The organism is Pseudomonas sp. NPDC079086 (assembly GCF_044542155.1).
Taxonomy (GTDB): Bacteria; Pseudomonadota; Gammaproteobacteria; order Pseudomonadales; family Pseudomonadaceae; genus Aquipseudomonas.
This window is the reverse complement of record NZ_JBITTY010000001.1, coordinates 1019297-1042859: the sequence shown is the minus strand read 5'-3', so window position 1 is coordinate 1042859 and position 23563 is coordinate 1019297. Positions and strand designations below refer to the sequence as shown.

The following is a 23563-nucleotide window of genomic DNA, read 5'->3' as shown; positions in this document are numbered from 1 at the left end:
ATCGGGATGCTGAAATCAGTTGTGGTACTGCTACTGACGCTGCTGGGCACACTGGCGCACGCCACGAGCCTGGAGATTGTTCTGCTCGACGATCAGGGGCAGCCGCTCAGCGATGCAGTGCTCTGGGTCGAACCAGGCCCTGCGCCAACTCAGGCCGCCAGCGCAGTGATGGATCAGCAAAAGCGCCAATTCACCCCGTATGTTCTACCGGTGCAGGTCGGCACCACCGTGCGCTTCCCCAACTCCGACCCGATCAATCACCACGTCTATTCCTTTTCACCCACCAAACGCTTCGAGCTGCGTCTGCATCAACAAAATGCCGCCGCCCAGGACGTACGCTTCGACCAGCCCGGCCTGGTAACCCTGGGCTGCAATATCCATGACTGGATGCTCGGTTTTATTCTGGTGCTGGACACCCCCTGGTTTACCCAAACCGACCAGAGCGGTCACACCCGCCTGGAGTTCGACGCGGCCGCCGGCCAGCAACTGTATCTCTGGCACCCGCGCTTGAGTGACGCCAGTGCACCGCTGAGCCGTGCACTGCCAAGCACCGGGCAACTCACCTGGCAACTGGACACCCCTCTCAAGCGCGACCCTCGTCCAAAAGCCCCCACCATGCGGCCACAAGGTAAAGGTGGCTACATACCATGACCTTACGCGGCAAGATTCTCGGCTTCTTTCTGCTGCTATTGCTGGCGGTGATGGTGCTGCTGCTGGCGCTGGTGTATCGCTCCACCTACCAGCACACCCTGAGCCAGGTGGCCGGGCAGTTGAACTTCGCCCACGCTGTGCTGAGCAACGAGCTGCAGAGCCGCCGCCAGGCGCAAAGCGCCATGGCCGACTTGATTGCCAAGGACTTCACCCTGCTTGGTGAAATCGCCGACCTGGTCGCCAGCCCGCAACAGGAGGCGCAATCGCTGTCCGCCGCGCTGGAGTCCTTCGCCTCGCGCAGCCAAGCCAGCTTTGCCTTGGTGAGTGCGCCAGAGGGGCTGATTCTGGCGGGCACCAGCAGTGAACTGCTGCCAGGTGCGCAATTGCCCTGGAGCGCCATGCTCAGCACTGATGAGCCGCAGAGCGAAGAGCGTCTGGTGGTGTTTGGCGAGCGTGTACTGCACATCAATGCCACGCCGATCTTTGCCCCACGCCCCAACCTGATGGGCTGGTTGCTGATGGCCTTTGAGCTGGATGACCAGGCTGTCGCCCAGCTCGCACGACTTAGTGGTGCTGACGTGGCTCTGCTCGACGGCAGCCCTGGCCAGTACCGGGTGCTCGCCAGCAACCTACAGGCGCTGCCTCGGGCAGAACTGGCCAGCCAGATGCTGCCGAACGCCGACGGGGGCTTTCGCTTTACGCTGCAAGGCCTCGAACAAGTAGCGTTGCGCGCGCCATTGACCGGTACCAGCAGCGAGTTGCAGGTGCTACTGATGCGCTCGCTGTCCGCCGAACTGGCCGATTACCAACCGCTGCAATGGCAGCTAGCCGTCATATTCGCCATCGCCCTGCTGCTGGCCGGCCTTGGCGCACTGTGGATCGCCAATACCGTCAGTCGGCCGCTGAGCCAGATGGTCGATAACGTGCGGCGCATCGCCAGCGGCGACTATCAGGTGGCTATGCACGTGCCGGCCACTCAGACCAGCGGTGAAATCGGCTTGCTGGCCCGCGAGTTCATCGCCATGCAGCAAGGCATTGCCGAGCGCGAAACCACCATCAGCTTTCTCGCCTACCGCGACCCGCTGACCGAACTGGCCAACCGCAACCGTTTTGTCGCCGAGTTGCAACAGGCTTTGGCGCACTGCCAGCCAGGCGAAGGTGTTGCGGTGTTGTTGATGGACCTGGACAACTTCAAGGATCTCAACGACACCCTCGGCCACGATGCCGGCGACCTGTTGCTCTGCCAACTCGCCGCCCGCCTGCAAGCGCTGCTGCGCCCGGACGAGCAGCTGGCGCGCCTCGGCGGTGACGAGTTTGCCCTGCTGATCAGCCCCTGCCAGCCAGGCTTGCTGATCCCCGCTGCCGAGCATTACCGCGCCGCCTTGCACGAACCCTTTGCCGTGCGTGGCATCAGCATGACCCTCAACGCCACGATTGGCATCGCTCTGTATCCGGATCACGGTGAAAGCGCCGGCAGCCTGCTGCAGCATGCCGAAGTAGCGATGTACCTGGGCAAGCAGCAGCGCTCACCTTACGCCCTCTACCGCCCGGAGCTGGATCGCCACAGCCTGTTGCGCCTGGCGCTGATGAGCGAGTTGAAAGGCGCGGTGGAAGGCGGTCAGCTCAGCCTGTACTTCCAACCGAAACTGAATATCCGCGCGCGCAGCCTGTATGGCGTGGAATGCCTGGTGCGCTGGATTCACCCGGTGCATGGGTTTATCCCACCGGACGAATTCATCCCTCTGGCAGAGCAAACCGGCAACGTCTGCGCCCTGACCCGCTGGGTAGTACGCACCGCGCTGGCGCAAAGCCTCGCCTGGCAAGAACAGGGGCTGGAGCTGAAGACCGCGGTCAATATCTCCGCATTGGATCTGGCCGACCCCGGCTTTGCCGGTTTTATCGCCGCGCAACTCGCCGAGCATGGCGTGCCGCCCTCCAACCTGATCGTGGAAATCACCGAAAGCGCAGTAATGGCCGACCCGGAACTGGCCATGGGTCAACTACAACAGCTGTGCGAGCTGGGTGTGCAGCTGTCGATCGACGACTACGGTACCGGCTACTCCAGCATGGCTCAGCTCAAACGCCTGCCGGTGCATGAACTGAAGATCGACAAGTCCTTTGTCCTCGACCTGCTGAGCAATCCCGATGACGACATAATCGTCCGTTCGACTATCGAACTGGGGCACAACATGGGCCTGAAGATTGTCGCCGAAGGGGTAGAAACCGACGCCATTCTCGAACGCCTTGATCAACTCGGCTGCGACATCGCTCAAGGCTATCTACTAAGCAAACCGCTACCACCCGCCGCGTTTGCCAGCTGGCTGGAAAACTGCCAGTGGCAATTGCCCCGCCGCAACGAGACGTAGCGTAGGACTACTGAAGGCGCTGGTCAGCAACCCTTACTACCGGGCAATTAACAATAATTCCGCTGGCTCGCAGGCTGAGCAGTCCTTGCTCCTGCGCCTGCAATACGGCTTCGGCCGAACGTAAGGTGGCGCCTGGCGTGCCACTCAACCAACGCACCTCATAGACATGCCACAACGGGCTGTAAGCCGTGTCCTGGTTACCCCCTCCGAGCGGCAGCGGGATAGACGGGAACACGCTGGCCTGGCTGTCATCCATGAACTTGTAGACTCGATCATAAGTAGCCAACGGGTGCGGGCCGGGCATGTCAGGTAACGCATTGGCCAGTCGCGGCACATAGTTGGCCCGCATTATCGTGGCCATCTGCGCATCCGAAATATCGGTGGTCAGGTAGTAAACCTGTTCGCCGTTGTACCACCCCGGCAACACCGGCAGGCTCATATGGGTGATAGGCGAACTGCTACAACCACTCAACAACACGGCTAACAACGGCCAACCAAGCAAAGCACGCATGCACAGCTCCCTTAACGTTTCCAATGGATAGCTCAGTAGAGTCTGATTACACGGTGTTATTACAGATACCGATATAGCCAGCCTTTGCACTTGCCAACGGTGCTCGCGATACAGGTACAGCTGTCGTAAGTGAGTACCTGAAAATTTCGCACGCACAAAAAAGGCCGCTGCCGATCATCTTGATCAGCAGCGGCCCGGGAAAACAGTGGCGCGCAGGTTAAAACGCGTTATCACCAATCAACATACCGTGCACGACCATATAGGTCTTGCGCCCGGACTGCAGGGTCAGCGGGGTGCGTTCGGCGATCACCCAGCCTTTGGCCAGCAGTTTGTCGATATGCGCCCGCAGCTCTGGCAGGTAGCGTTGCTCTTGCTGAAGCGATTCCATTCTGCTCATCCTCTAGAGGACTCCTTTGCGACAACAGCCAGGGTACCTGGCCCATTCATCCGTGATGGCTGTCACAAAGCATAGTGGCCCTGTGCCTGCTTCTAAAGCGGCAAATGGCCACATCTCTGTAGGCATAACGCGCCAAGCAGCTATAGCGTTTGGCTTACATTGTTTTGCAGTTTAGACCGCTGTGGCTGTGGCGGCGGATTCGCCGACATGCGGTGAACTGAACTCCAGATAACCGTCCTCAACCTTGCCGTAACGCAACAACGCCAGGTCCAGCAGGTAGTTCTGATAGAGCTTCCACGGCGCGCGATCACCCTGGCTGGGGATCTTGTCGGCGGCGCGCTGGATATAACCGGAAGCGAGATCAAGGAACGGCGCATTCTTGACCTGCCGCGTCGTGTCGCGCGGGGTGCACTGGCGCATGCCGTTGGCATCCATATGGTTGATCAGGCGGCAGAAATATTCGCTGGAAAGATCCGCCTTGAGCGTCCAGCTGGCATTGGTGTAACCCAACACCACCGCTGCATTGGGCAGATCACGCAGCATAATGCCGCGATAACCCATGCTTTTGGCCGCATCGAAGGGCACCCCGTCGACCGCCACTTGCATGCCACCAAACAGCTGCAGCTCCAGGCCAGTGGCGCTGATGATCACATCCGCCGGCAGCTCCTGGCCGGATTTCAGGCGGATGCCCTTGGCGGTAAAACCATCAATATGCTCGGTGACCACCGAAGCCTTACCCTGGCGAAGCACCTTGAACAGGTCACCATTGGGTACCGCACATACGCGCTCATCCCAAGGTTTGTAGCGCGGGCTGAAGTGGCGCATGTCGAAATCCTTACCCAGCTGATGCCGAGCAAGGCCCAGCAACGCCTTGCGCACTAGGTTTGGGAACGCCTTAGCAAGCTTGTAGAAGCCCAGCTGTATCGCAACCTGACGGGTGCGCGCCAGACGATAGACCCAGGTTTCCGGCAAAAATTTGCGCAGCACGTCAGAGATCGGATCACCCTGCGGCAGGCTCACCACATAGGTCGGTGAGCGTTGCAGCATGGTCACGTGCCTGGCCTTGTCGGTCATGGCCGGCACCAGGGTTACCGCCGTCGCGCCACTGCCGATCACCACCACGTTCTTGCCGCTGTAATCGAAGTTTTCCGGCCACAGCTGCGGGTGGATAAAGTCGCCCTGAAACTGCTCACGGCCTTTGAATTCTGGGGTATAGCCTGCTTCATAACGGTAATAACCGGTGCACATCAGCAGATGCTGGCAGCTCAGTTTGATCGGTTCGGCGTCCTCGCCGCGCTGCACCTGCAGGGTCCAGGTGGCGCGCTCGCTGCACCAGTCGGCCTTGAGTACCTTGTGCTGGTAGCGGATATTTTCCTGGATACCGTTTTCCTCGGCAGTTTCTTCGATATAGCTGCGAATCGATGGGCCGTCGGCTATCGCCAGCGGATTGGTCCAGGGTTTGAAGTTGTAGCCGAGGGTGAACATGTCCGAATCGGAACGAATGCCCGGATAACGGAACAGATCCCAGGTGCCGCCCAGTGCGGCGCGGCCTTCGAGGATGGCGAAGCGCTTGCCGGGGCAGTGCTTCATCAGGTGATAGGCCGCACCGATGCCGGACAGGCCGGCACCAATAATCAGTACATCTAGATGTTCGGCAGACATGGGGGCTCCTCAGGCTTCTTCTTATGGCTGCAGATCGATAGTTGTCGACCCGTAGTGCCTGCCAGATTCACCCCCAACAGCGCGTTTGTCATCCAACCTTTAGTGGTGTGAACAGCCGCAGGCTGACCACAGTTATGGCTGAAGAATGACCAGAACGCTCAGAAACCTGCCCAGCGATTAGAAGCTGTTGCGCAACACCACTTCGTTGAACGGCAGCTTGCCGATGCGCGGCTTGGGTTCGATGGTTTTCTTGCCGACCGCGACCATCAAGGCAATCACATGGTTTTCAGGCAGATTGATCAACTTGCCCACCGCATCGAAATCAAAGCCGTCCATCGGGCAGGAATCCAGACCCTTGCCGCGCGCAGCGAGCATCAGGGTCTGCGCCATCAGGCCGCAGCTGCGCATGGTTTCATCTCGCTGCACCTGCGGTTTGTCGCGGTAATAGGTGTCGATGGCACCGGCCATATAAGCCTGTACTTCTGCGGGAGCACCTTCCCAGGCGCGGCCGACATCCTGCTGCCAGCTGTCGAGTTTGGCGCACACCACCACCAGCATTGAGGCATCGGTCACCTGCGCCTGGCCCCAGGCCACTTCACGCAATTGCTGACGCTGCGCCGGATCGCTGACTTCAACCAACCGCACATGCTGCAAATTGAACGCCGACGGTGCCAGCAGCGCCAGTTGTAGCAGTTCATCCTTTTCGGCCTCGCTGAGGGTAAACGCCGGGTCGTAGCCCTTGACGGCGCGGCGGCTGCGGATGGCTTCGTCGATGTGCATGGTCGTTCCTTATATGCGGGTAAAGAGTGGGCAATGCTAGGCACTCGGCAGCGCGAATGCCAAACGCCATTAACGATAGAAACTATCGAAACAGACGATGGGAGTGGCCCGCCTGTTAAAATCCGCACCACGCAAACAGGTCCCGATCATGCACGCAACCGCCCTTGCCACCCTGCAGCAATACCTGCTCGACGCCCTGACTGCGCCGCCCAGTGAAACCCGTCGCCTGTTTCACGGCCGTGGCCGCTGCTGGCCAGGGCTGGAACAGATCACCGTGGACTGGTTGCAAGGTGTGCTGCTGGTGGCGCTGTTCAAGCCGGTGAGCGATGCCGAACTGGCCGCGCTAAAGCAGATGCTCCTCGATCTCGGCCAATCCACCGCCTGGCAGCAAAGCGGCGCCCATAGCCTGCTGCTGCAGCAGCGCTACCTGCCGGAAAGCCCCACGCAGTGGCTGCTCGGCGAGCCGGTGGAACACTGGGATATCTGCGAACACGGCCTGCGCTATCGACTCGATCTGGGCAAAAAGCAGAACAGCGGGTTGTTCCTCGATATGCGCTATGGCCGCCAATGGGTGCAGGCGCAGGCGGCGGGCAAGCGCGTGCTCAACCTGTTTGCCTACACCTGTGGTTTTTCCGTGGCGGCGCTGGCCGGTGGCGCGCAGCAGGTGGTCAATCTGGATATGGCACGGGCAGCGCTCAGCCGGGGTCGCGATAACCACCGACTGAACCAGCACGATCTGAGCAAGGTGGTATTTCTCGGCCATGACCTGTTCAAATCCTGGGGCAAAGTGGCCAAGTACGGGCCCTATGACCTGATCATCATCGACCCACCATCCTTCCAGCGCGGTAGCTTTGTGTTGAGCAAGGATTACCCAAAGGTTCTGCGCCGCCTGCCAGAACTCTTGAGCGCGGAAGGTGTGGTATTGGCCTGCAGTAATGAGCCGGAAATTGGCCCGGATTACCTGATCCAGGCTATGACCGCTGAAGCACCGAACCTGCGCTTCGGCGAACGCTTGGAAAATCCGCCGGAATTCCCCGACAACCAGCCGAACAGTGCACTAAAAGCCCTGGTGTTTCGCCGCGAGCAAGCCCCACAAACACCGATTTAGAAGGGGCGCCAGGGCTGAGCATTGCCTATTGAAAACTGGTCTACAGTTAGGCGACCACCCCTCGCGAGATCACCGCAATGACGCTGAAAACCCTTGGCCTTGCCCTGTCCGTCGCCCTGTTACTGGCCGCCTGCGCCAGCAAAACTACGCAACCATCGCAGTATTCGGGCTTCCTCAGTGATTACTCGCAGCTGCAGCCTGCGCAGTCGGCCAGCGGCGTGCCAGTAATGCGCTGGGTATCAGCGGATTTCAAACCCGAGAACTACCGGTCGGTGCTGGTAGAAAGGCCGGTGTTCTACCCCGCGCCAACCCCAACTGCGCAAGTCAGCCAACAGACCCTGGACGAGATCGCCCTCTACCTGCAGCAGGCCATGCGTTTAGAGCTGGCCGGGCGGATGCGGGTTGTCGAGTATGCAGATCGCGACACCCTGGTACTGCGCTCAGCCATAACCGCAGTCAACCTGTCGCCGGAAGGGCTGAAAGTCTATGAAGTGGTGCCGATTGCCCTGGTAGCCGCAGCCGCCAGCACTGCCGCCGGCACCCGCGACCTCAACAGCAGTATTTATGTCGAGCTGGAAGCCATCGATGGCCGCAACAGCCAGCCGATGACCCGCGTGGTGCGCAAGGGCCATGGCCTGCAACTGGAGAACGACAGCACCCAACTGAGCCTAAAAGACATCAAGCCGGCGCTGGATGAGTGGGCCAAGGATGCACGTAACTTCAAGCCCTGAGGCCTGAGGATTCAGGCAAAGACAAAGTATTTGCGCACGGTCTCGACCACTTCCCAGGTGCCCTTCATCCCGGGCTCGACGATAAAGATGTCGCCAGCGCGCAGGTGAATCGGTGCCTGGCCCTCCGGGGTGATGATGCAGTAGCCCTCCTGGAAGTGGCAGTACTCCCATTTCTCATAGGCCACTTGCCATTTGCCGGGCGTGCAGATCCAGGTGCCCATGATCTTGCTGCCGTCCTCAGAGGTGTAGGCGTTGAGGTTGACGGTGTGCGGCTCGCCGGCGATGCGCGTCCACTTGCAGGCATCCAGCAGCGGAGTCGGCTGGGTATCACGCAGTACGGTAATCGGTGACATGGGTGGCTCCTGAGGTCGGTAGAACAACAAGCGCCAGCCTAGAACCGCCACCTTGCTGGGACTGTCCTGAGGTCGACCTGCAACTGCCTGGAAACGCAGCTCCTTCGCCCAGGCTGATGGGCAAACTGCGTGCTACTTTGAAGGGGGCCTGTTGGTTTATTCCCGCCGCTTGCCCGATCCGGAGATGCTTTATGTCCAGTCTTTACCGCTTGGTCACCCGCAGTGATTTTGACGGCCTGGTGTGCGCCGCCCTGCTCAAACACCTCAACCTGATCGACGACATCCTCTTCGTCCACCCCAAGGACATGCAGGACGGCAAAGTGGCGATCACCAGCAATGACATCACCACCAACCTGCCCTATGTGCCTGGCTGCCACCTGGCCTTCGACCACCACCTCAGCGAAACCATCCGCAACCAGCCAGCGAGTAATCACCTGATTGATGCCGATGCCCCTTCGGCAGCGCGGGTCGTATGGAAGCATTACGGCGGCCACGACGCCTTCCCGCGTGACTGGGACGAGATGATGGAGGCCGTGGACAAGGCCGATGCCGCGCAATTCAGCCGCGACGATATCCTCGACCCGCAGGGCTGGGAACTGCTGAGCTTTATCATGGATGCACGCACCGGCCTCGGGCGCTTCCGCGACTTCCGCATTTCCAACTACCAACTGATGATGCAGTTGATCGACTTCTGCCAGACCCACGGCATCGCGGAAATTCTCGAACTGCCGGATGTCGATGAGCGTGTGGCGCTGTACCTGGAGCACCAGCGCGAAGCCAAGGCGCAGATCCAGCGCTGCGCCACGGTCTATCACAACCTGGTGGTGCTCGATCTGCGCAACGAAGAAACGATCTACGCGGTCAACCGCTTCGTCATCTATGCGCTGTATCCGCAGTGCAATATCTCGATCCACGTGATGTGGGGCGTTAAGCAGCAGAACACTGTGTTCGCCATCGGCAAATCGATCCTCGACCGCAGCTCCAATACCAATGTCGGCGAACTGTGCCTGAGCTACAACGGCGGCGGCCACGCCAACGCCGGCACCTGCCAGGTGGCCAACGAGGATGCCGAAGCAGCGCTGCGTGAGCTGATTGCTGAAATCACCGCTGACGGTTAGACCGCAATGAGCCCTAGGCAGACTGGGCGTAGCCTCGGCTAGAAGGTTAAGCTGTGGCCATGAGCACAGCCCCCTTTATTACGCCGCTTGAATCCAGCCGCACGGATGCGCCCTCTGGCTTGCGCATCGGCGGCGACTGGACGCTGCCTCACTACGCCAGCCTGGAAGCCGAAGTACTGGCGCTGCGCGGCACCTTGAGCAGCGCCGCCAGTATCGACCTGCAAGGCCTTGGCGCACTGGATACCGCTGGCGCCGCGCTGTTGGTGGAATTGCTCGGCAGCCAACGCCTGGCGCAACTGGCCAACGATGCACCCGGCCTGGCTAGCGAGCGCCGCGCGTTGTTGCAAGCGGTTGGCAGCGCGATTGCTGATGCTGGCGACGCGCAACCAGCCAAACGCATCCCCGCCTGGCGCGAGTTTTTCGGGCAGATCGGCCAGGCCGTGGAAGAGCTCTGGCAGCAAGGTGTGGCGCTGCTCGGTTTTATCGGCATGACCCTCGCAGCGATGTTCGCCCTCCTTCTGCGCCCCGGCCGCTGGCGCATCACCTCGCTAGTCGCGCACCTGCAGCAGAGCGGTCTGAATGCAGTGCCCATCGTCGCCCTGCTGACCTTTCTGGTTGGCGCCGTGGTGGCCTTTCTCGGCGCCACAGTGCTCGCCGACTTTGGTGCGAGCATCTACACGGTCGATCTGGTGGCGTTCTCCTTCCTGCGTGAGTTTGGCGTGCTGCTCACCGCCATTCTGATGGCCGGGCGCACCGCCAGCGCCTTTACCGCGCAGATCGGTTCAATGAAGGCCAACGAGGAAATCGACGCCATCCGCACCCTGGGCCTAAGCCCCATGGAACTGCTGGTGCTACCACGGGTGTTCGCCCTGCTGATTGCCCTGCCGATCCTGACTTTTATCGCCATGCTCAGCGGCATCCTCGGCGGCGCGGTGGTCTGCGCCCTGAGCCTAGACATCTCGCCGGCCATGTACCTGGCCATGCTGCAGGAAAATATCGCCCTCAAACACTTTGTTGTGGGCATGGCCAAGGCGCCGGTGTTTGCCTTCCTGATCGCCGTGATCGGCTGCCTGGAAGGTTTCAAGGTCACCGGCAGCGCGCAGTCGGTGGGCGAGCGCACCACCTCAAGCGTGGTCCAGTCGATCTTCGTGGTGATCGTGCTCGATGCGCTGGCCGCGCTGTTCCTGATGGAGATGGGCTGGTGACGGGCGAAGCGATTATCGAGGTACGCAACCTGGTCAACCGCTTCGGCGCGCAGACCGTACACCAGGACCTGGCGCTGGATCTGTATCGCGGCGAAGTGCTCGGCGTGGTCGGCGGCTCGGGTACCGGAAAATCGGTACTGCTACGCAGCATCCTCGGCCTGCGCCGCGCCAACTCTGGCACCGTGCGAGTATTCGGCGAAGAACTGCTGAGCCTACCGCCCGAGCAGCGCTCGCAGCTGGAGCGACGTTTCGGCGTGCTCTATCAACGCGGTGCGCTGTTCTCCTCGCTGACCGTGACCGAAAACATCGCCCTGCCGCTTATCGAACATGCCGGCCTCACGCGCGCTGCCGCCGAGCGTCTGGCTCAAGTCAAACTGGCGCTGGTTGGCCTGCCGCGCGAAGCCGGCGACAAATACCCGACCGAGCTGTCCGGCGGCATGATCAAACGCGCCGCGCTGGGTCGGGCACTGGCGCTGGAACCAGACATTCTGTTTCTCGACGAACCCACCGCCGGCCTCGATCCGATTGGCGCAGCAGCCTTCGATCAATTGATTCTGACGTTACGCGACGCCCTCGGACTCAGCGTTTTTTTGGTTACCCACGACCTTGATACCCTCTACACCATCTGTGATCGGGTGGCCGTATTGGCAGAAAAACGCGTACTGGTGGCCGACCGCCTGGACGTCGTGGCCGCCACCGACAACCCTTGGATACACGAGTATTTTCACGGCCCGCGCGGACGCGCGGCCGAACAGGCCGCAAACCGCGCGCCAGGGAGCAACTGAATGGAACCGCGTGCCCACCACGTACTGATTGGCCTGTTTACCGTGCTAATGGTCGCAACCGCATTGGGCTTTGCTCTGTGGCTGAGTAACGCCAGCTCGGACCAGGAGCTGCGTGACTATGACGTTATCTTCAACGAAGCAGTCAGCGGTTTGTCCAAAGGCAGTGCTGTGCAGTACAGCGGGATCACGGTCGGTGATGTGATCAACCTGCGCCTCGACCCCAATGACCCGCGCAAGGTCCGAGCGCACATTCGCGTCAACGCCAACACACCCATCAAGCAAGACACCCGTGCCCGCCTGTCGATCACGGGGATCACTGGCGCAGCGCTGATCCAGCTGTACAGCGGCTCGCCGGAAAGCCCGGCGCTGCTCAGCAAAGACGATCAGCGTGCGGAAATCCTTGCTGACCCATCACCGCTGTCACGCCTGATGGCAAATAGCGAAGACTTGGTACTCAACGTAACGCGCCTGCTAAACCGCGCCAACCAGCTGTTCTCCCGCGACAATATCGGGCGCATCTCGCGCACCCTGGAAAACATCGAACAGACCAGCGCCAGCGTCGCCGAACAACGCGACGAGCTACGCCAGGCGCTGCAACAGATGAGCAGCGCCAGCCAGGAAGCCGCCGACCTGATGCGCAACGCCAACCAGCTGCTCAGCGGCCAGGGCCGCGAGGCGATGGGCAGCGCCAGCCGCCTGATGGCCTCGCTGGAACGCAGCAGCAGCAACGTCGAGCGCCTGCTGAGCGACAACCGCGCCGCTCTCGATGGCGGTATGCAGGGCATCGGCGAGCTGGGCCCGACCATTATCGAACTGCGCGAAACCCTCAGCGCCCTGCGCTCCTTCGCCCGCCGCCTGGAGGAAGACCCGGCCGGCTATCTGCTGCGCAGCGACACCATCAAGGAGTTTCAACCATGAGTCGTCTTCGCCTGCTCGGCGCCCTGCTGCTGATCGGCAGCCTGGCCGCCTGCTCGGTATTGCCGAAAAGCCAGGTGCTGAGCATCTACCGCCTGCCGGCCAGCAGCCTGCCCAGCCATGACGCCAGCGCCGATTGGGCGCTGCGGGTGAACAAGCCCTACAGCAGCCAGTTGCTCGACAGCACACGGATTGCAGTGTTGCCGCCCGGCGACCAGATCAGCGCCTACCAGGGCGTGCGCTGGAGCGACCGCGCGCCATTATTGCTGCGTGACCGGCTGATCGACGCCTTCCTCGACGACGGCCGCCTCAAGGCCGTCAGCAGTGACGAAAGCCGCCTGCAGGCCGACCTGGAGCTGGACGGTGACCTGCGCGCCTTCCACAGCGAATACCAGAATGGCCGACCGACCGCGCGCATCCTGCTCGAAGCCCGCCTGGTCGAAAGCGGCAGCCTGCGCATCCTCGCCAGCCGGCGTTTCGAAGTCAGCCAGGCGGCCAGCGACACCTCGGTGCCCGCTGTGGTCAACGCCTTCGGCCAGGCTGGCGACCAGTTGGCCCGCGATGTGCTGGAGTGGACCCTGAAACAAGGACAAGCGGCACAACAGCAGTGAACTGAGTTGTTATAGCGAGGGGTGAACCATGGATAAGTTTATGCAAGCGGCCATCGACGAAGCCCGCCAGGGCCTGGCCGAGGGCGGTATCCCAATTGGCTCGGTGCTGGTGCACAACGGCCAGATTATCGGCCGCGGCCACAACCGCAGGGTGCAACAGGGCAGCGCTATCCGCCATGGCGAAATGGATGCCCTGGAAAACGCCGGTCGACAAACCGCGCAGACCTACCGCGAGTCGGTGCTCTACACCACCCTCTCGCCCTGCGCGATGTGCAGCGGGGCGATCCTGCTGTACGGCATCCCCAAGGTGATCATCGGCGAAAACCAGACCTTCCTCGGCGAAGAAGCGCTGCTGCGCGAGCGCGGCGTGCAGCTCGACGTGCTGCACAACAGCGAATGCCTGCACATGATGCAGGGCTTTATCACCGCCCAACCGACGCTGTGGAACGAGGATATCGGCGAATAATCCCAACCCGGGCGTCGCCACTGCCGCGCCCTGACGGTTACAACAGCTGATCATGTACCCGGCGTGAGTCACTCGGCGCCTGTTCGCGCTCATTCAGCCCATAGTCGCGCACCACTTCGGCCACCCGCAGCCGATAGTCGGCGAAAATACCACCACGTCCGGCTGTCTGGGCCTGGCGATGCACCTCAAGAGTGCGCCAGCGCTTGACTGCATCCTCATCCCGCCAGAAGGACAACGACAGCAGCTTGCCCGGCATGGAGAGGCTGACAAAGCGCTCTACCGAGATAAAGCCATCCACCTGCTCGAGTTGCCCACGGATCGCCGCTGCTGTGTCCAGGTACTCCGACTCCCGGCCGGCTTGGGGCTGCACCTCGAAGATCACCGCAATCATCCTGCAACCCCCGCGAAGCCAGGCTGAACGCCCAGGGTGCCCTCGACGCCTTCAACGAAGGAGCGCTCCTCACGCAGGATAAAGCGCATCTGTTGGGCCATCGCGAAGTTGGCCCGCCCCTCTGGATCATCCTTAAGACGCGCCCGATAAGCTTCGTAGGCGGCCAGGCTGGCAAAACCGATCAAGCCCCAGGCCTCATAGTTACTGCCTTCGTGCGGCAGAAAGTAGCCAAGCAGCTGGCCGCCGCAACGCGGAATGATGCGACCCCAGTTCTCGGCATACTCCTTGAAAGCCGCGCGCTGAAACGGGTCGATTTCATAGCGAATTACACAGGTGATTTGCATCGGGTCACTCCAGTGGTTGGTGGCGGAGACCTTAGCCAATTGCCGCTGCTATATGGTTCGACTAGCATCGAACCATGATCGAAGGCCCCAACATCACCCGTATCGCCGCCCTGCTCGGCGACAACGCCCGCGCCGCGGTGCTGTCCGCACTGATGGCTGATCGCGCGCTGACCGCCACCGAACTCGCCGATATCGCCGGCGTGACCAAACAGACCATCAGTTCTCACCTGGGCAAATTGCTCGACGCCGGCCTGCTCAGCGTCGACCAGCAGGGCCGGCATCGCTACTTCCGCCTGGCAGGCCGGGAAATCGCGCAACTGCTCGAGTCGATGATGGGCCTCGCCTTGCGCGCCGGCCCGCCGCTGCCACGCACCGGACCACGTGACCAGGCCTTGCGCCGCGCGCGGGTCTGCTACGACCACCTGGCTGGGGAGCTAGGGGTGCTTGCCTATGAGGGGCTATTGCAGCGCAAGTTGCTGCAAAAGTTGGGAGCCGAGCCAGCGCTCACCGACAACGGGCGCCAGTGGTTTCACCAGATCGGTATCGACCCCGACGCCCTGGCTCTGCAACGCCGTTCATTCTGCCGGGCCTGCCTGGACTGGAGCGAACGCCGCCATCATCTGGCCGGCGCGCTCGGCGCCGCGCTGTTTGTGCGGATCCAGGAACTCGGCTGGGCCAGGTGCGTGGCCGACTCACGTGTAGTGGCGTTCACAACGGCCGGCGAGCGGTCATTCCGCGCCTGGTTCCAACCATCTTCTGACGAGCCGCTCAGCCACCCTGCAGATATTGAAACCACAACGCTGGATGCACTCGCTTAGCAGCCGCTGCAGCGCTTCTTCCTATGCCCCGGCCTGAGCCTGGAGCCAGCTACGCACCTCGGTGTAGGGATAATTTTCCAGCGCGGCAAAACCACTAAGCTGGCGCGCCTTGAGTTTGGTGAACAGCGGCACACTGATACCGCAGAGAAAGCGCGTCAGGCATTCGGCGCTCGGCTCGCTGCCTTTGAGCTCCTGATGTTTGCGCACCAAACCGTCGCATAGCCCGTGTACATCCTGCTCAGCCAAAGGCGGTAAGGCCGGCGGCGCGGGCAGACGGGCGACCTGCCCACGGCATACCGAGCAATGCCCACACTGCTGCGGCGCATTGGCATCGCCAAAATAGGTAGCCAGACGCTGACTCAGGCACTGCTCGCTGGCAAACAGCGCAAGCATGGCGTGAATCCGACGGATTTCGCTGGCTTCCTGCTGGCTGAAATAGTTATGCAATTCGACGCTCAGTGCGACCGGATCGAAGCCTGGGTCGAGCAGCGCGTAGACCTCGGTCATCTGCTTGCTTTCCAGCTCGATCCAGCCCTTCTCCTGGAAGTAGTCCAAGGCCTTGATCACCCGCCCGCGCTCGGCCTGGTGCTGCCCATAGAGTTGGTCGAAATCCACCGTGCACCAGGTGCGGGCGCGCTGTGAGGTACTGATCAGTGCCTCGACAAACTGCCGCCGCTCACCGTCGAACGTCTCCAATAGCGCCTCGGGCTCTAGCAGGTATTTGAAGCGATATTCAGCAAAATAGGCGTAACGCGGGGCGATGATGCCGCGCAACTCCAGCTGCACCAGCAGGGTTTTCAGCGGCAGCTGGCGGATATTGCTCTGCTCGGACAGCTGATTGAGCATCAGCTCCCATTCGCCGCCCTGTCCTGCACTGAGCAACTCATCGAGCACACAACGAATACCGTCCAGCTCCGGCGTATCGCCGTAAACGAAGTTCTCCAGCACGTTGAGGCTGTCGCGGTTGGCCAGCACCAGGCAGTCAGAAGGTTGGCCATCGCGCCCAGCCCGTCCGATTTCCTGACTGTAGTTTTCGATGGATTTGGGCAGATCAAAGTGCACCACATTGCGGATGTCCGACTTATCGATGCCCATGCCGAAGGCGATGGTGGCGACGATGCAGTTGATCTGCCCGGCCATAAACTGACGCTGGATCGCCTCGCGCGCCTCATGCGGCATGCCGGCGTGGTAGGCGCTGGCAACAATGCTGCGCTGGCTCAGGCGCGCGGCCACTTGTTCAGCGGTTTTCTGCTGGGTCACGTAGACAATGCTCGGCTCACCGGCCTTGCCCCCCAACCACTGCTCCAGACGGCGCTGCTTATCGGCGCCACTGACCGGCTCCACCAGCAGGTTGAGGTTGGCACGGTAGAAGCCAGTGGTGACCACATCCTCGGCAGCGATAGCGAACTTCTGCTGCATATCAGCAATTACCGGTGGCGTGGCCGTGGCGGTGAGCAGCAGCACCTGCGGTATGCCGAACTGACGCTGGTAGTCCGGCAGTTTGAGATAATCCGGGCGAAAGTTATGCCCCCACTCGGAAATGCAGTGGGCCTCGTCGATCACCAGCAAAGAGATCGGTACCTGGGCGATGAAGTTGCGAAAACGCTCATTCTTCAGCCGTTCGACCGAGATCATCAGAATCTTCAGCTCACCCGATTTCGCCCGCGTCATGACCGCACTGGCCTCCTCGCGGCTTTGCGCCGAATCGATACTGGCGGCGCTGATACCACGGCCATGCAGAAACGCCAGCTGGTCCTGCATCAGCGCCAGCAAGGGCGACACCACCAGGGTCAGGTGCGGTAGATGCAGCGCAGGCAGCTGATAGCACAAGGACTTGCCGGAACCAGTAGGGAAGATCGCCGCCGCCGAACGGCCCGCCAGCACGGCCGTCACCACGCGTTCCTGGCCGGGACGCAGCTGCTGAAAACCAAACACACGCTCAAGGGTACTCATAGCCGTCACTCCATTGACCGCACTGGCGGCAAACAATGATTAATTCCTACAACCTGTTCGGCTATTGCCAATCCAACTAACACCGAGGGCAACACAGGCGTACATTCAAACCATACAAATAACAAAGGAGATGAGTATGCAGGTATCTGGTTTCAGCGGCAGCTTGCCGGTTACTCACTAGATCGCTCACCACCCAGGCCAGATGGCCGCGCAGCATAGGCCCCGGTCAAACCGGAGTAGCTGGCGCAGCAGCGGGCCGATGCGCAATCCAGTCGGGAGAACTCAGGTTCGCCGTCAGTTGTGCCAAACCATAGAACTAGCGCCGCCATACAACTCGAAAGCGCCAGCTGCCACTCGCGACATATCGACACCTACCTGGCACTAGCCAGTCATGCTGAAGTCGACAGTCGCAGGTAAAGGCCCTGGAAATCGCCTGAGTTGCCAACTCCGTTAGCGCTGTGGCCCGAGACAGCCATATAGCAACACCTGAGGCCGTGCAGAGCGGCCACCTGAGCAAGAGCGCAACACGCAATACTCGCAACGTGCCTGATCTGCTAGCAGATACGCACCCAAAGCCACCTACGGGTGGCTTTTCCGTTTCTGACTATTGCTATTCGTTGTGGGAAGAAGCTTTAACCGCGCCCCCCCCTAAAGCTTGCCGCCAAAGCGCCTTCTAAAGATTGCGACTTGATTGATCACGCATAAAAAAACCGCCGATTACGGCGGTTTTTCTACGCGGCAGTTACAGCTTAGAGCTGCGGACCGGCGTTTTTGATGGCATCGCTGACATCGAACTTCTTGAAGTTCTCGATGAACAGACCGGCCAGGCCTTTAGCGGCTTCGTCGTAGGCGTTCTGGTCAGCCCAGGTGTTGCGCGGGTTGAGCAGATTGGTTTCAACGCCCGGTACCGACTTCGGCACGCTCAGGTTGATGATTGGCAGCAGCTCGGTTTCGGTGCCAATCAGCGCGCCGCTCTGGATCGCTGCAATCACGCCACGGGTGGTCGGGATATTGAAGCGCTTGCCCACGCCGTAGCCACCGCCGGTCCAGCCGGTGTTGACCAGGTAGACCTTGGAGCCGAAGCCGCGGATACGCTTGATCAGCAGCTCAGCGTATTCGCCAGCCGGACGCGGGAAGAACGGCGCGCCGAAGCAGGTGGAGAAGGTCGACTTGATGCCGCCGCCGCTGCCCATTTCGGTGGAACCGACCAGCGCGGTGTAACCGGAGAGGAAGTGGTAAGCCGCTTGCTCTTCGTTGAGGATCGACACCGGCGGCAGCACGCCAGTCAGGTCGCAGGTGAGGAAGATCACCGCGTTCGGCTCGCCGCCGAGGTTCTTCTCGCTGCGCTTCTCAACCAGCTCCAGCGGGTAAGCCGCACGGCTGTTCTGGGTCAGGCTGTCGTCGGCGTAGTTCGGTACGCGGTTCTCATCGAGCACCACGTTTTCCAGTACGGCGCCGAACTGAATGGCTTTCCAGATCACCGGCTCGTTCTTCTCGGACAGGTCGATGCACTTGGCATAGCAACCGCCTTCGATGTTGAACACCACGCCCACGCCCCAACCGTGCTCGTCGTCGCCGATCAGGTAGCGGCTTTCGTCGGCCGACAGGGTGGTCTTACCGGTGCCGGACAGGCCGAAGAACAGGGTCACGTCGCCTTCTTCACCGATGTTGGCCGCGCAATGCATCGGCAGCACGTCGGCGTCCGGCAGCAGGAAGTTCTGCACGCTGAACATGGCTTTCTTCATCTCACCGGCGTAACGCATGCCGGCGATCAGGACTTTCTTGGCGGCGAAGTTGAGGATCACGCAGCCATCGGAATTGGTGCCATCACGCTCCGGCACACACTCGAAGTTGGCGACGTTGAGCACTTGCCATTCGTCCTTGCCAGCCGGGTTGTACTGATCCGGATTGATGAACAGGCAACGGCCGAACAGGTTCTGCCAGGCGGTGGCGGTGGTCATCTTGACCGGCAGGTAGTGCGCGTCGGCAGAACCTACATGAACGTACGAAACGAAGCTGTCTTGAGCATCGGAGAACGCCTGAACGCGGTCCCACAGAGCATCGAACTTGTCAGCAGGGAACGGACGATTGATCGCGCCCCAGGCGATTTTCGCCTCGGTGCTCGGCTCTTGCACGATGAAGCGATCAGCCGGCGAACGACCAGTGCGATGGCCTGTGCGTACGACCAGGGAGCCGTTGGCGGCCAGCTCACCTTCACCGCGACGAAGGGCTTCTTCGACCAGTTGGGCAGCGCTGATGTCGGTGTACACGGCGTTGTTGGCTTGCGTCATGTGGGTCCCCGTCGGCCAAGTGGCCGAGTCTTCCGAACGTTTTGTAGTAGAAAATCGAGCACTACTACAGCGAAAAAAGTGCGCCGGATTATGCCAGAAAAAGCCGGCTGCGGGTGCAGCCTCTGATCAGATCATTCCGGCACGGTTTACGTACTAATTTGCCCCAGAACCTGCTTGAAAATCAGTGGCGCGTATCCGATGGAGCCTCGATGCTGCCATCGATAAACAGTTGCAACACATCGGCGGCATCGAAGAGATAGCGCTCGTTGCAGAACTGGCAATCGATTTCCACGCTGCCGCCATGTTCCTGAACCAGAGCTTCGGCATCGGCCTGGCCGAGACTGATCAGCGCGCGACTGGAGCGCTCTCGCGAGCAGCTACAGCGGAACTGTAGGGCGCGCGGGTCAAACAGACGCAGCGCTTCCTGATGATAAAGGCGATGCAACAGGGTTTCGTTATCCAGACCCAGCAGCTCTTCAGCCTTCAGGGTATCGGCCAGGGCCATGGCGTGCTGCCAGCTGGCCTCACGCTCATCGGCTTCTTTTAGACGATCAGCAGGCAACTGCTGCAACAGCAGGCCGCGGGCACGCTGGCCATCAGCGCTGAGCCAGAAGCGCGTGGGTAACTGCTCGGAGGTGGCGAAGTAATTCGTCAGGCAATCAGCCAGGGTATCGCCTTCCAGATCGACAATGCCCTGATAACGCTGCCCGGATTTCGGGTCGACGGTCATGGCCAGCACGCCATCAGGCATCAGCTCACGCAAATTGGCATCGGCAGTGATCTGCTCGGCGTGATAACGGGCGATACCGCGCAGCTCGCCTTCGCTGGAGCATTCGACCATCAGCAAGGGCACGGCACCGGAGGAGCGCGCCTGGAGGATCAGCAGGCCTTCGAATTTCAGCGTACCGATCAGCAGCGAGGCGGCGGCCAGTAGTTCACCCAGAAGTTGGGCGACCGGTTGCGGGTAGGTGTGTTTGGCCAGCACATGGCTGTAGCTGTCGGTCAGGCCGACCAACTCACCACGAATATCGCTGTCGTCGAACAAGAAGCGTTGGGAAAAATCAGACATGCCAACTTCACTGAATGTGACTCGGCCCGCGATTTTAGGCGTAAACGCCCATCTGACCAAGCGCCTCTTATCTATCAGCACTGCGGGCGGAAGCTATCGATACCAACCCGGATCACAGTTGTCGACAAAAGGTAGCGCGAATCTTTGCAATCAGAAGACAGAATACCTAGCATGCCCGCCGCCTTAATCCCTTACAGATGACAAGGATGCCACTGCATGCCCGCTTCTTTTCTTAACGACCAGTGGCGTATCCGCCCATTGATTGCCTGCCATATCGTCGCCCTGCTGCTGCTCGCCAGCTGGCTGTGGGCGCCTAGCCGCGCGCTGTGGGACCAATTCGACCTGCAACTGTTTGCCCTGCTCAACGAGCCCGTGCACAGCGCGGGCCTGTGGGCGAAGACCTGGGCAATCGGCAGCATGCGCCCAGTGGATATGGGCGTTGGCGTGCTGATGCTAGCCGTGATCCTTAAGGCCGACCTGGTGTTCAGCGGCGCCCAGGTGCGCAAAGCGCTGTATGCCTTTCTCGCGGCGCTGTTTGTCATGCTGCTGATTCGTGTCGGCTTCGCCGAGCTGGTCAAACTGATGGGCTGGCAGCGCCCGAGTGCTTCGCTGGTAGTGGAAGGCGCTGCGCGCCTGACCGAGCTGTTCCCGACCTGGGAAGAGCGCTGGGATCTGAAAGACAGCGCCACACGCAGCTTCCCCGGCGATCACGCCTCGGTGCTGCTGATCTGGGCGATGTTTATGAGCTTCTTTGCACGTAACTGGCGCTTGCTGCTGGTCTGGAGCATGGCAGCGATCTTTATGCTGCCGCGTCTTGTGGCCGGTGCGCACTGGGGCTCGGACGCCTTGGTAGGCGGCGTATTCCTCGCTCTGCTGGGTCTGGCTTGGTCCTGCTTTACACCCTTTGCCTACAAAACCAGCGAATGGCTGGAATACGTCACCCAACCGCTGCTCAAGAGGCTGGCCAAGCTGCCAGTGCTGGGCCGACTAAGCATTATCAGCGGCCGCTAAGCGGAGGCTGCACCTACGCAACTGGTTAGTGCAGCGCCGCTGATCAAGCCAGTTGACGATACGCAACCTAGAACTCGTCGTCAGCCCAGGGATGGCGCAAGCCGCCATCCTGTCGCTCATTGAAGTCGTGAATCTGCCGGCGCTGCTTCTTGCTCGGCCGGCCGTCGGTCTGCATGCCCAGAGCCCCAGCCTTGCGCTGCACTGCTGCCTGTTCGCGGCGTGCGATGCTTTCTGCCGTTTCGGCATACAGCGTCTGTGCCTCTGGTGCCCCCCGACGCACCACTGAAAGCGCCTGCACTACAACGCTGCGTTCCTCGAAACCCGTGCGAATCACATAGATATCGCCAATTTTCGGTTCCTTGCCTGGTTTGCAACGCTCACCACGGTGGTGCACCTTGCCGCCCTCAATAGCCGCCTTGGCCAGGGCGCGGGTTTTGTAAAAGCGCGCGGCCCACAGCCATTTATCCAGGCGTACCTTGTCGTCGTCTTTATCGCTCATCTGATCCCCGCTGATACCGGCTGTGCAGGCGGACATTTTGCCTGATGCAGTTGTCATAAGGGCCAACTAGAATGCCCGCAAATATGACGGATGGCCCTGTGAAGACTTTCGACCAACTTGGCGTAATCGGCCTGCGTGAATGGATCAACCTGCCGGAACTGGGCATGGTCGGCCTGCGCGCCAAGATTGATACCGGGGCCAGCACCTCCAGCCTGCACGCCAGCGAGATCCAGCCGTTCGACCGCGATGGCGAGCCCTGGGTGCGCTTTACCGCGCACCTCGGCACCCTGGTGCAGCGCCGGCATCGCTGCGAGGCGCAGCTGGTATCGGTGAAAACGATCAAAAGCTCCAACGGCCACAGTCAGTCGCGCTATGTGATCCGTACCACCCTGACCCTGGGCGAGCGCGAATGGCCGGTGGAGTTCACCCTGACCTGCCGCAAGACCATGCGCTACCGTGTGCTGCTTGGTTCCAAAGCGCTGGTTGATGGGCAACTGCTAGTCAACCCGGCGCTGACCTACGTACAGAACAAACCCACCCTCGCTGACTCTCCTGGTGCCCAATGAAGATCGCCGTGCTGTCGCGCAACCCGCGCCTGTATTCCACCCGCCGCCTGGTTGAAGCCGGGCAGCTGCGGGGCCACGAGATGGTGGTGATCGACACCCTGCGCGCCTATATGAACATCGCCAGCCACAAACCGCAGATCCACTATCGCGGCAAGCCGCTGGAAGGCTTTGACGCAGTGATCCCGCGCATCGGTGCGTCGGTGACCTTCTACGGCTGCGCGGTGCTGCGCCAGTTCGAGATGATGGGCGTTTTCCCACTCAACGAGTCAGTGGCCATCGCCCGTTCGCGGGACAAGCTGCGCTCGCTGCAATTGCTCTCACGCCGTGGCATTGGCCTGCCAGTGACCGGCTTTGCCCACTCACCGGATGACATCGCCGACCTGATCGACATGGTCAACGGCGCGCCGCTGGTGATCAAAGTGCTGGAAGGCACCCAGGGCATAGGTGTAGTGCTGTGTGAAACGGCAACCGCTGCCGAGTCGGTGATTGAGGCCTTTATGGGCCTCAAGCAGGACATCATGGTGCAGGAGTACATCAAGGAAGCCGGCGGCGCGGATATTCGCTGCTTTGTGGTCGGCGACAAGGTGATCGCGGCGATGAAGCGCCAGGCCAAGCCCGGCGAATTCCGCTCCAACCTGCACCGTGGCGGTAGCGCCAGCCTGATCAAGATCACCCCGGAGGAGCGCATGACCGCCATCCGCGCAGCCAAGGTCATGGGGCTGTCGGTGGCCGGCGTGGATATCCTGCGCTCCAACCACGGTCCGCTGGTGATGGAAGTGAACTCCTCGCCCGGCCTGGAAGGCATCGAAACCACCACCGGCAAGGACGTTGCCAGCTTGGTGATTCAGCATCTGGAGAAAAACAGCGGCCCACACCTGACGCGCACCAAGGGCAAGGGGTGAGCCGGATATAGGCGAACGCACGGCCAAGGATGGCCGGGCCGGTATTGCAGATCACTACAG

Annotated in this window: 25 protein-coding genes; 14 read left to right on the top strand and 11 right to left on the bottom strand. The window is 61.0% G+C overall.

What is annotated here, in order from left to right; translation table 11 throughout:
• The first annotated feature begins 6 nt into the window (after nt 1-6).
• On the top strand, nt 7-651 hold the full coding sequence (locus tag ACIGEK_RS04955; protein WP_397492217.1) for a methylamine utilization protein: 645 nt from the start codon (nt 7-9) through the stop codon (nt 649-651).
• Nucleotides 648-3017: a putative bifunctional diguanylate cyclase/phosphodiesterase gene (locus ACIGEK_RS04950; protein ID WP_397492216.1), complete on the top strand. Its 2370-nt coding sequence runs from the start codon at nt 648-650 to the stop codon at nt 3015-3017. The genes ACIGEK_RS04955 and ACIGEK_RS04950 overlap by 4 nt, the downstream gene beginning before the upstream one ends.
• 7 nt (nt 3018-3024) lie before the next feature.
• Here ACIGEK_RS04950 and ACIGEK_RS04945 read toward each other — a convergent pair whose 3' ends face one another.
• The 4 genes from ACIGEK_RS04945 to ACIGEK_RS04930 form a co-directional block, all read right to left on the bottom strand.
• Nucleotides 3025-3528, bottom strand: a complete 504-nt coding sequence (locus tag ACIGEK_RS04945) for a hypothetical protein (RefSeq protein WP_397492215.1) — start codon at nt 3526-3528, stop codon at nt 3025-3027.
• Between the two features lie 217 nt (nt 3529-3745).
• On the bottom strand, nt 3746-3916 hold the full coding sequence (locus tag ACIGEK_RS04940; protein ID WP_397492214.1) for a hypothetical protein: 171 nt from the start codon (nt 3914-3916) through the stop codon (nt 3746-3748).
• 180 nt (nt 3917-4096) lie between these two features.
• Nucleotides 4097-5587, bottom strand: coding sequence for a flavin-containing monooxygenase (locus ACIGEK_RS04935; protein ID WP_397492213.1), 1491 nt, complete (start codon nt 5585-5587; stop codon nt 4097-4099).
• Between the two features lie 177 nt (nt 5588-5764).
• Nucleotides 5765-6367 (bottom strand): nitroreductase family protein, encoded by a 603-nt coding sequence (locus ACIGEK_RS04930; RefSeq protein ID WP_397492212.1) that lies wholly within the window; start codon nt 6365-6367, stop codon nt 5765-5767.
• Between the two features lie 148 nt (nt 6368-6515).
• Here ACIGEK_RS04930 and ACIGEK_RS04925 point away from each other — a divergent pair, with 148 nt between their 5' ends.
• Both ACIGEK_RS04925 and ACIGEK_RS04920 read left to right on the top strand, forming a co-directional pair.
• The gene (locus tag ACIGEK_RS04925; RefSeq protein WP_397492211.1) at nt 6516-7475 is read left to right on the top strand and encodes a class I SAM-dependent methyltransferase; all 960 of its coding nucleotides are present in this window, start codon (nt 6516-6518) and stop codon (nt 7473-7475) included.
• Between the two features lie 77 nt (nt 7476-7552).
• Nucleotides 7553-8206 carry a DUF3313 domain-containing protein gene (locus ACIGEK_RS04920; RefSeq protein ID WP_397492210.1) on the top strand — a complete coding sequence of 218 codons (654 nt, stop codon included), beginning with the start codon at nt 7553-7555 and terminating at the stop codon, nt 8204-8206.
• An 11-nt stretch (nt 8207-8217) separates the two neighbouring features.
• On the opposite strand, the gene ACIGEK_RS04915 is transcribed toward ACIGEK_RS04920, so the two are convergent.
• Entirely contained in the window at nt 8218-8559 is a 342-nt protein-coding gene (locus ACIGEK_RS04915; RefSeq protein ID WP_394235383.1) for a cupin domain-containing protein, read from the bottom strand.
• Nucleotides 8560-8750: 191 nt separating this feature from the next.
• Here ACIGEK_RS04915 and ACIGEK_RS04910 point away from each other — a divergent pair, with 191 nt between their 5' ends.
• Genes ACIGEK_RS04910 through ACIGEK_RS04885 form a run of 6 tightly spaced genes read left to right on the top strand, consistent with a single transcriptional unit; the run spans nt 8751 to nt 13659 of the window.
• Nucleotides 8751-9677, top strand: coding sequence for an exopolyphosphatase (locus tag ACIGEK_RS04910; protein WP_160013682.1), 927 nt, complete (start codon nt 8751-8753; stop codon nt 9675-9677).
• 59 nt (nt 9678-9736) lie between these two features.
• Nucleotides 9737-10882, top strand: a complete 1146-nt coding sequence (locus tag ACIGEK_RS04905; protein ID WP_397492209.1) for an MlaE family ABC transporter permease — start codon at nt 9737-9739, stop codon at nt 10880-10882.
• Nucleotides 10879-11667 (top strand): ABC transporter ATP-binding protein, encoded by a 789-nt coding sequence (locus tag ACIGEK_RS04900; protein WP_397492208.1) that lies wholly within the window; start codon nt 10879-10881, stop codon nt 11665-11667. Before ACIGEK_RS04905 ends, ACIGEK_RS04900 begins: the two co-directional genes overlap by 4 nt.
• Nucleotides 11668-12585 (top strand): MlaD family protein, encoded by a 918-nt coding sequence (locus ACIGEK_RS04895; RefSeq protein WP_397492207.1) that lies wholly within the window; start codon nt 11668-11670, stop codon nt 12583-12585.
• A complete protein-coding gene (locus tag ACIGEK_RS04890) occupies nt 12582-13193 on the top strand; it encodes an ABC-type transport auxiliary lipoprotein family protein (protein ID WP_397492206.1) in 612 nt (203 codons plus the stop codon). Before ACIGEK_RS04895 ends, ACIGEK_RS04890 begins: the two co-directional genes overlap by 4 nt.
• A 28-nt stretch (nt 13194-13221) precedes the next feature.
• Nucleotides 13222-13659, top strand: coding sequence for a nucleoside deaminase (locus tag ACIGEK_RS04885; protein WP_397492205.1), 438 nt, complete (start codon nt 13222-13224; stop codon nt 13657-13659).
• A 37-nt stretch (nt 13660-13696) separates the two neighbouring features.
• Here ACIGEK_RS04885 and ACIGEK_RS04880 read toward each other — a convergent pair whose 3' ends face one another.
• Nucleotides 13697-14050, bottom strand: a complete 354-nt coding sequence (locus tag ACIGEK_RS04880) for an antibiotic biosynthesis monooxygenase family protein (RefSeq protein WP_397492204.1) — start codon at nt 14048-14050, stop codon at nt 13697-13699.
• The gene (locus ACIGEK_RS04875; protein ID WP_397492203.1) at nt 14047-14394 is read right to left on the bottom strand and encodes an NIPSNAP family protein; all 348 of its coding nucleotides are present in this window, start codon (nt 14392-14394) and stop codon (nt 14047-14049) included. Before ACIGEK_RS04875 ends, ACIGEK_RS04880 begins: the two co-directional genes overlap by 4 nt.
• Nucleotides 14395-14468: 74 nt before the next feature.
• Between ACIGEK_RS04875 and ACIGEK_RS04870 the strand changes: the two genes are divergently transcribed.
• Complete coding sequence (locus ACIGEK_RS04870) at nt 14469-15212, top strand: ArsR/SmtB family transcription factor (protein ID WP_397492202.1); 744 nt, start codon at nt 14469-14471, stop codon at nt 15210-15212.
• A 21-nt stretch (nt 15213-15233) separates the two neighbouring features.
• On the opposite strand, the gene ACIGEK_RS04865 is transcribed toward ACIGEK_RS04870, so the two are convergent.
• The 3 genes from ACIGEK_RS04865 to hslO all read right to left on the bottom strand — a co-directional run bounded on the left by ACIGEK_RS04865 (nt 15234) and on the right by hslO (nt 20525).
• Complete coding sequence (locus tag ACIGEK_RS04865) at nt 15234-17165, bottom strand: ATP-dependent DNA helicase RecQ (protein ID WP_397492201.1); 1932 nt, start codon at nt 17163-17165, stop codon at nt 15234-15236.
• 749 nt (nt 17166-17914) lie between these two features.
• Nucleotides 17915-19456 (bottom strand): phosphoenolpyruvate carboxykinase, encoded by a 1542-nt coding sequence (locus ACIGEK_RS04860; protein ID WP_397492200.1) that lies wholly within the window; start codon nt 19454-19456, stop codon nt 17915-17917.
• 181 nt (nt 19457-19637) lie between these two features.
• Nucleotides 19638-20525, bottom strand: coding sequence for an Hsp33 family molecular chaperone HslO (gene hslO, locus ACIGEK_RS04855; protein ID WP_304870361.1), 888 nt, complete (start codon nt 20523-20525; stop codon nt 19638-19640).
• Nucleotides 20526-20741: 216 nt separating this feature from the next.
• On the opposite strand from hslO, the gene ACIGEK_RS04850 reads away from it, so the two are divergent.
• Complete coding sequence (locus ACIGEK_RS04850; RefSeq protein ID WP_397492198.1) at nt 20742-21536, top strand: phosphatase PAP2 family protein; 795 nt, start codon at nt 20742-20744, stop codon at nt 21534-21536.
• Between the two features lie 67 nt (nt 21537-21603).
• Here ACIGEK_RS04850 and ACIGEK_RS04845 read toward each other — a convergent pair whose 3' ends face one another.
• A complete protein-coding gene (locus ACIGEK_RS04845) occupies nt 21604-22035 on the bottom strand; it encodes an RNA-binding S4 domain-containing protein (protein ID WP_090387693.1) in 432 nt (143 codons plus the stop codon).
• Between the two features lie 131 nt (nt 22036-22166).
• On the opposite strand from ACIGEK_RS04845, the gene ACIGEK_RS04840 reads away from it, so the two are divergent.
• Together ACIGEK_RS04840 and rimK are read left to right on the top strand one after the other, a co-directional pair.
• The gene (locus ACIGEK_RS04840) at nt 22167-22601 is read left to right on the top strand and encodes an ATP-dependent zinc protease (protein ID WP_397493083.1); all 435 of its coding nucleotides are present in this window, start codon (nt 22167-22169) and stop codon (nt 22599-22601) included.
• Entirely contained in the window at nt 22598-23503 is a 906-nt protein-coding gene (gene rimK / locus ACIGEK_RS04835; RefSeq protein ID WP_090380038.1) for a 30S ribosomal protein S6--L-glutamate ligase, read from the top strand. Before ACIGEK_RS04840 ends, rimK begins: the two co-directional genes overlap by 4 nt.
• Nucleotides 23504-23563 lie beyond the last annotated feature (60 nt).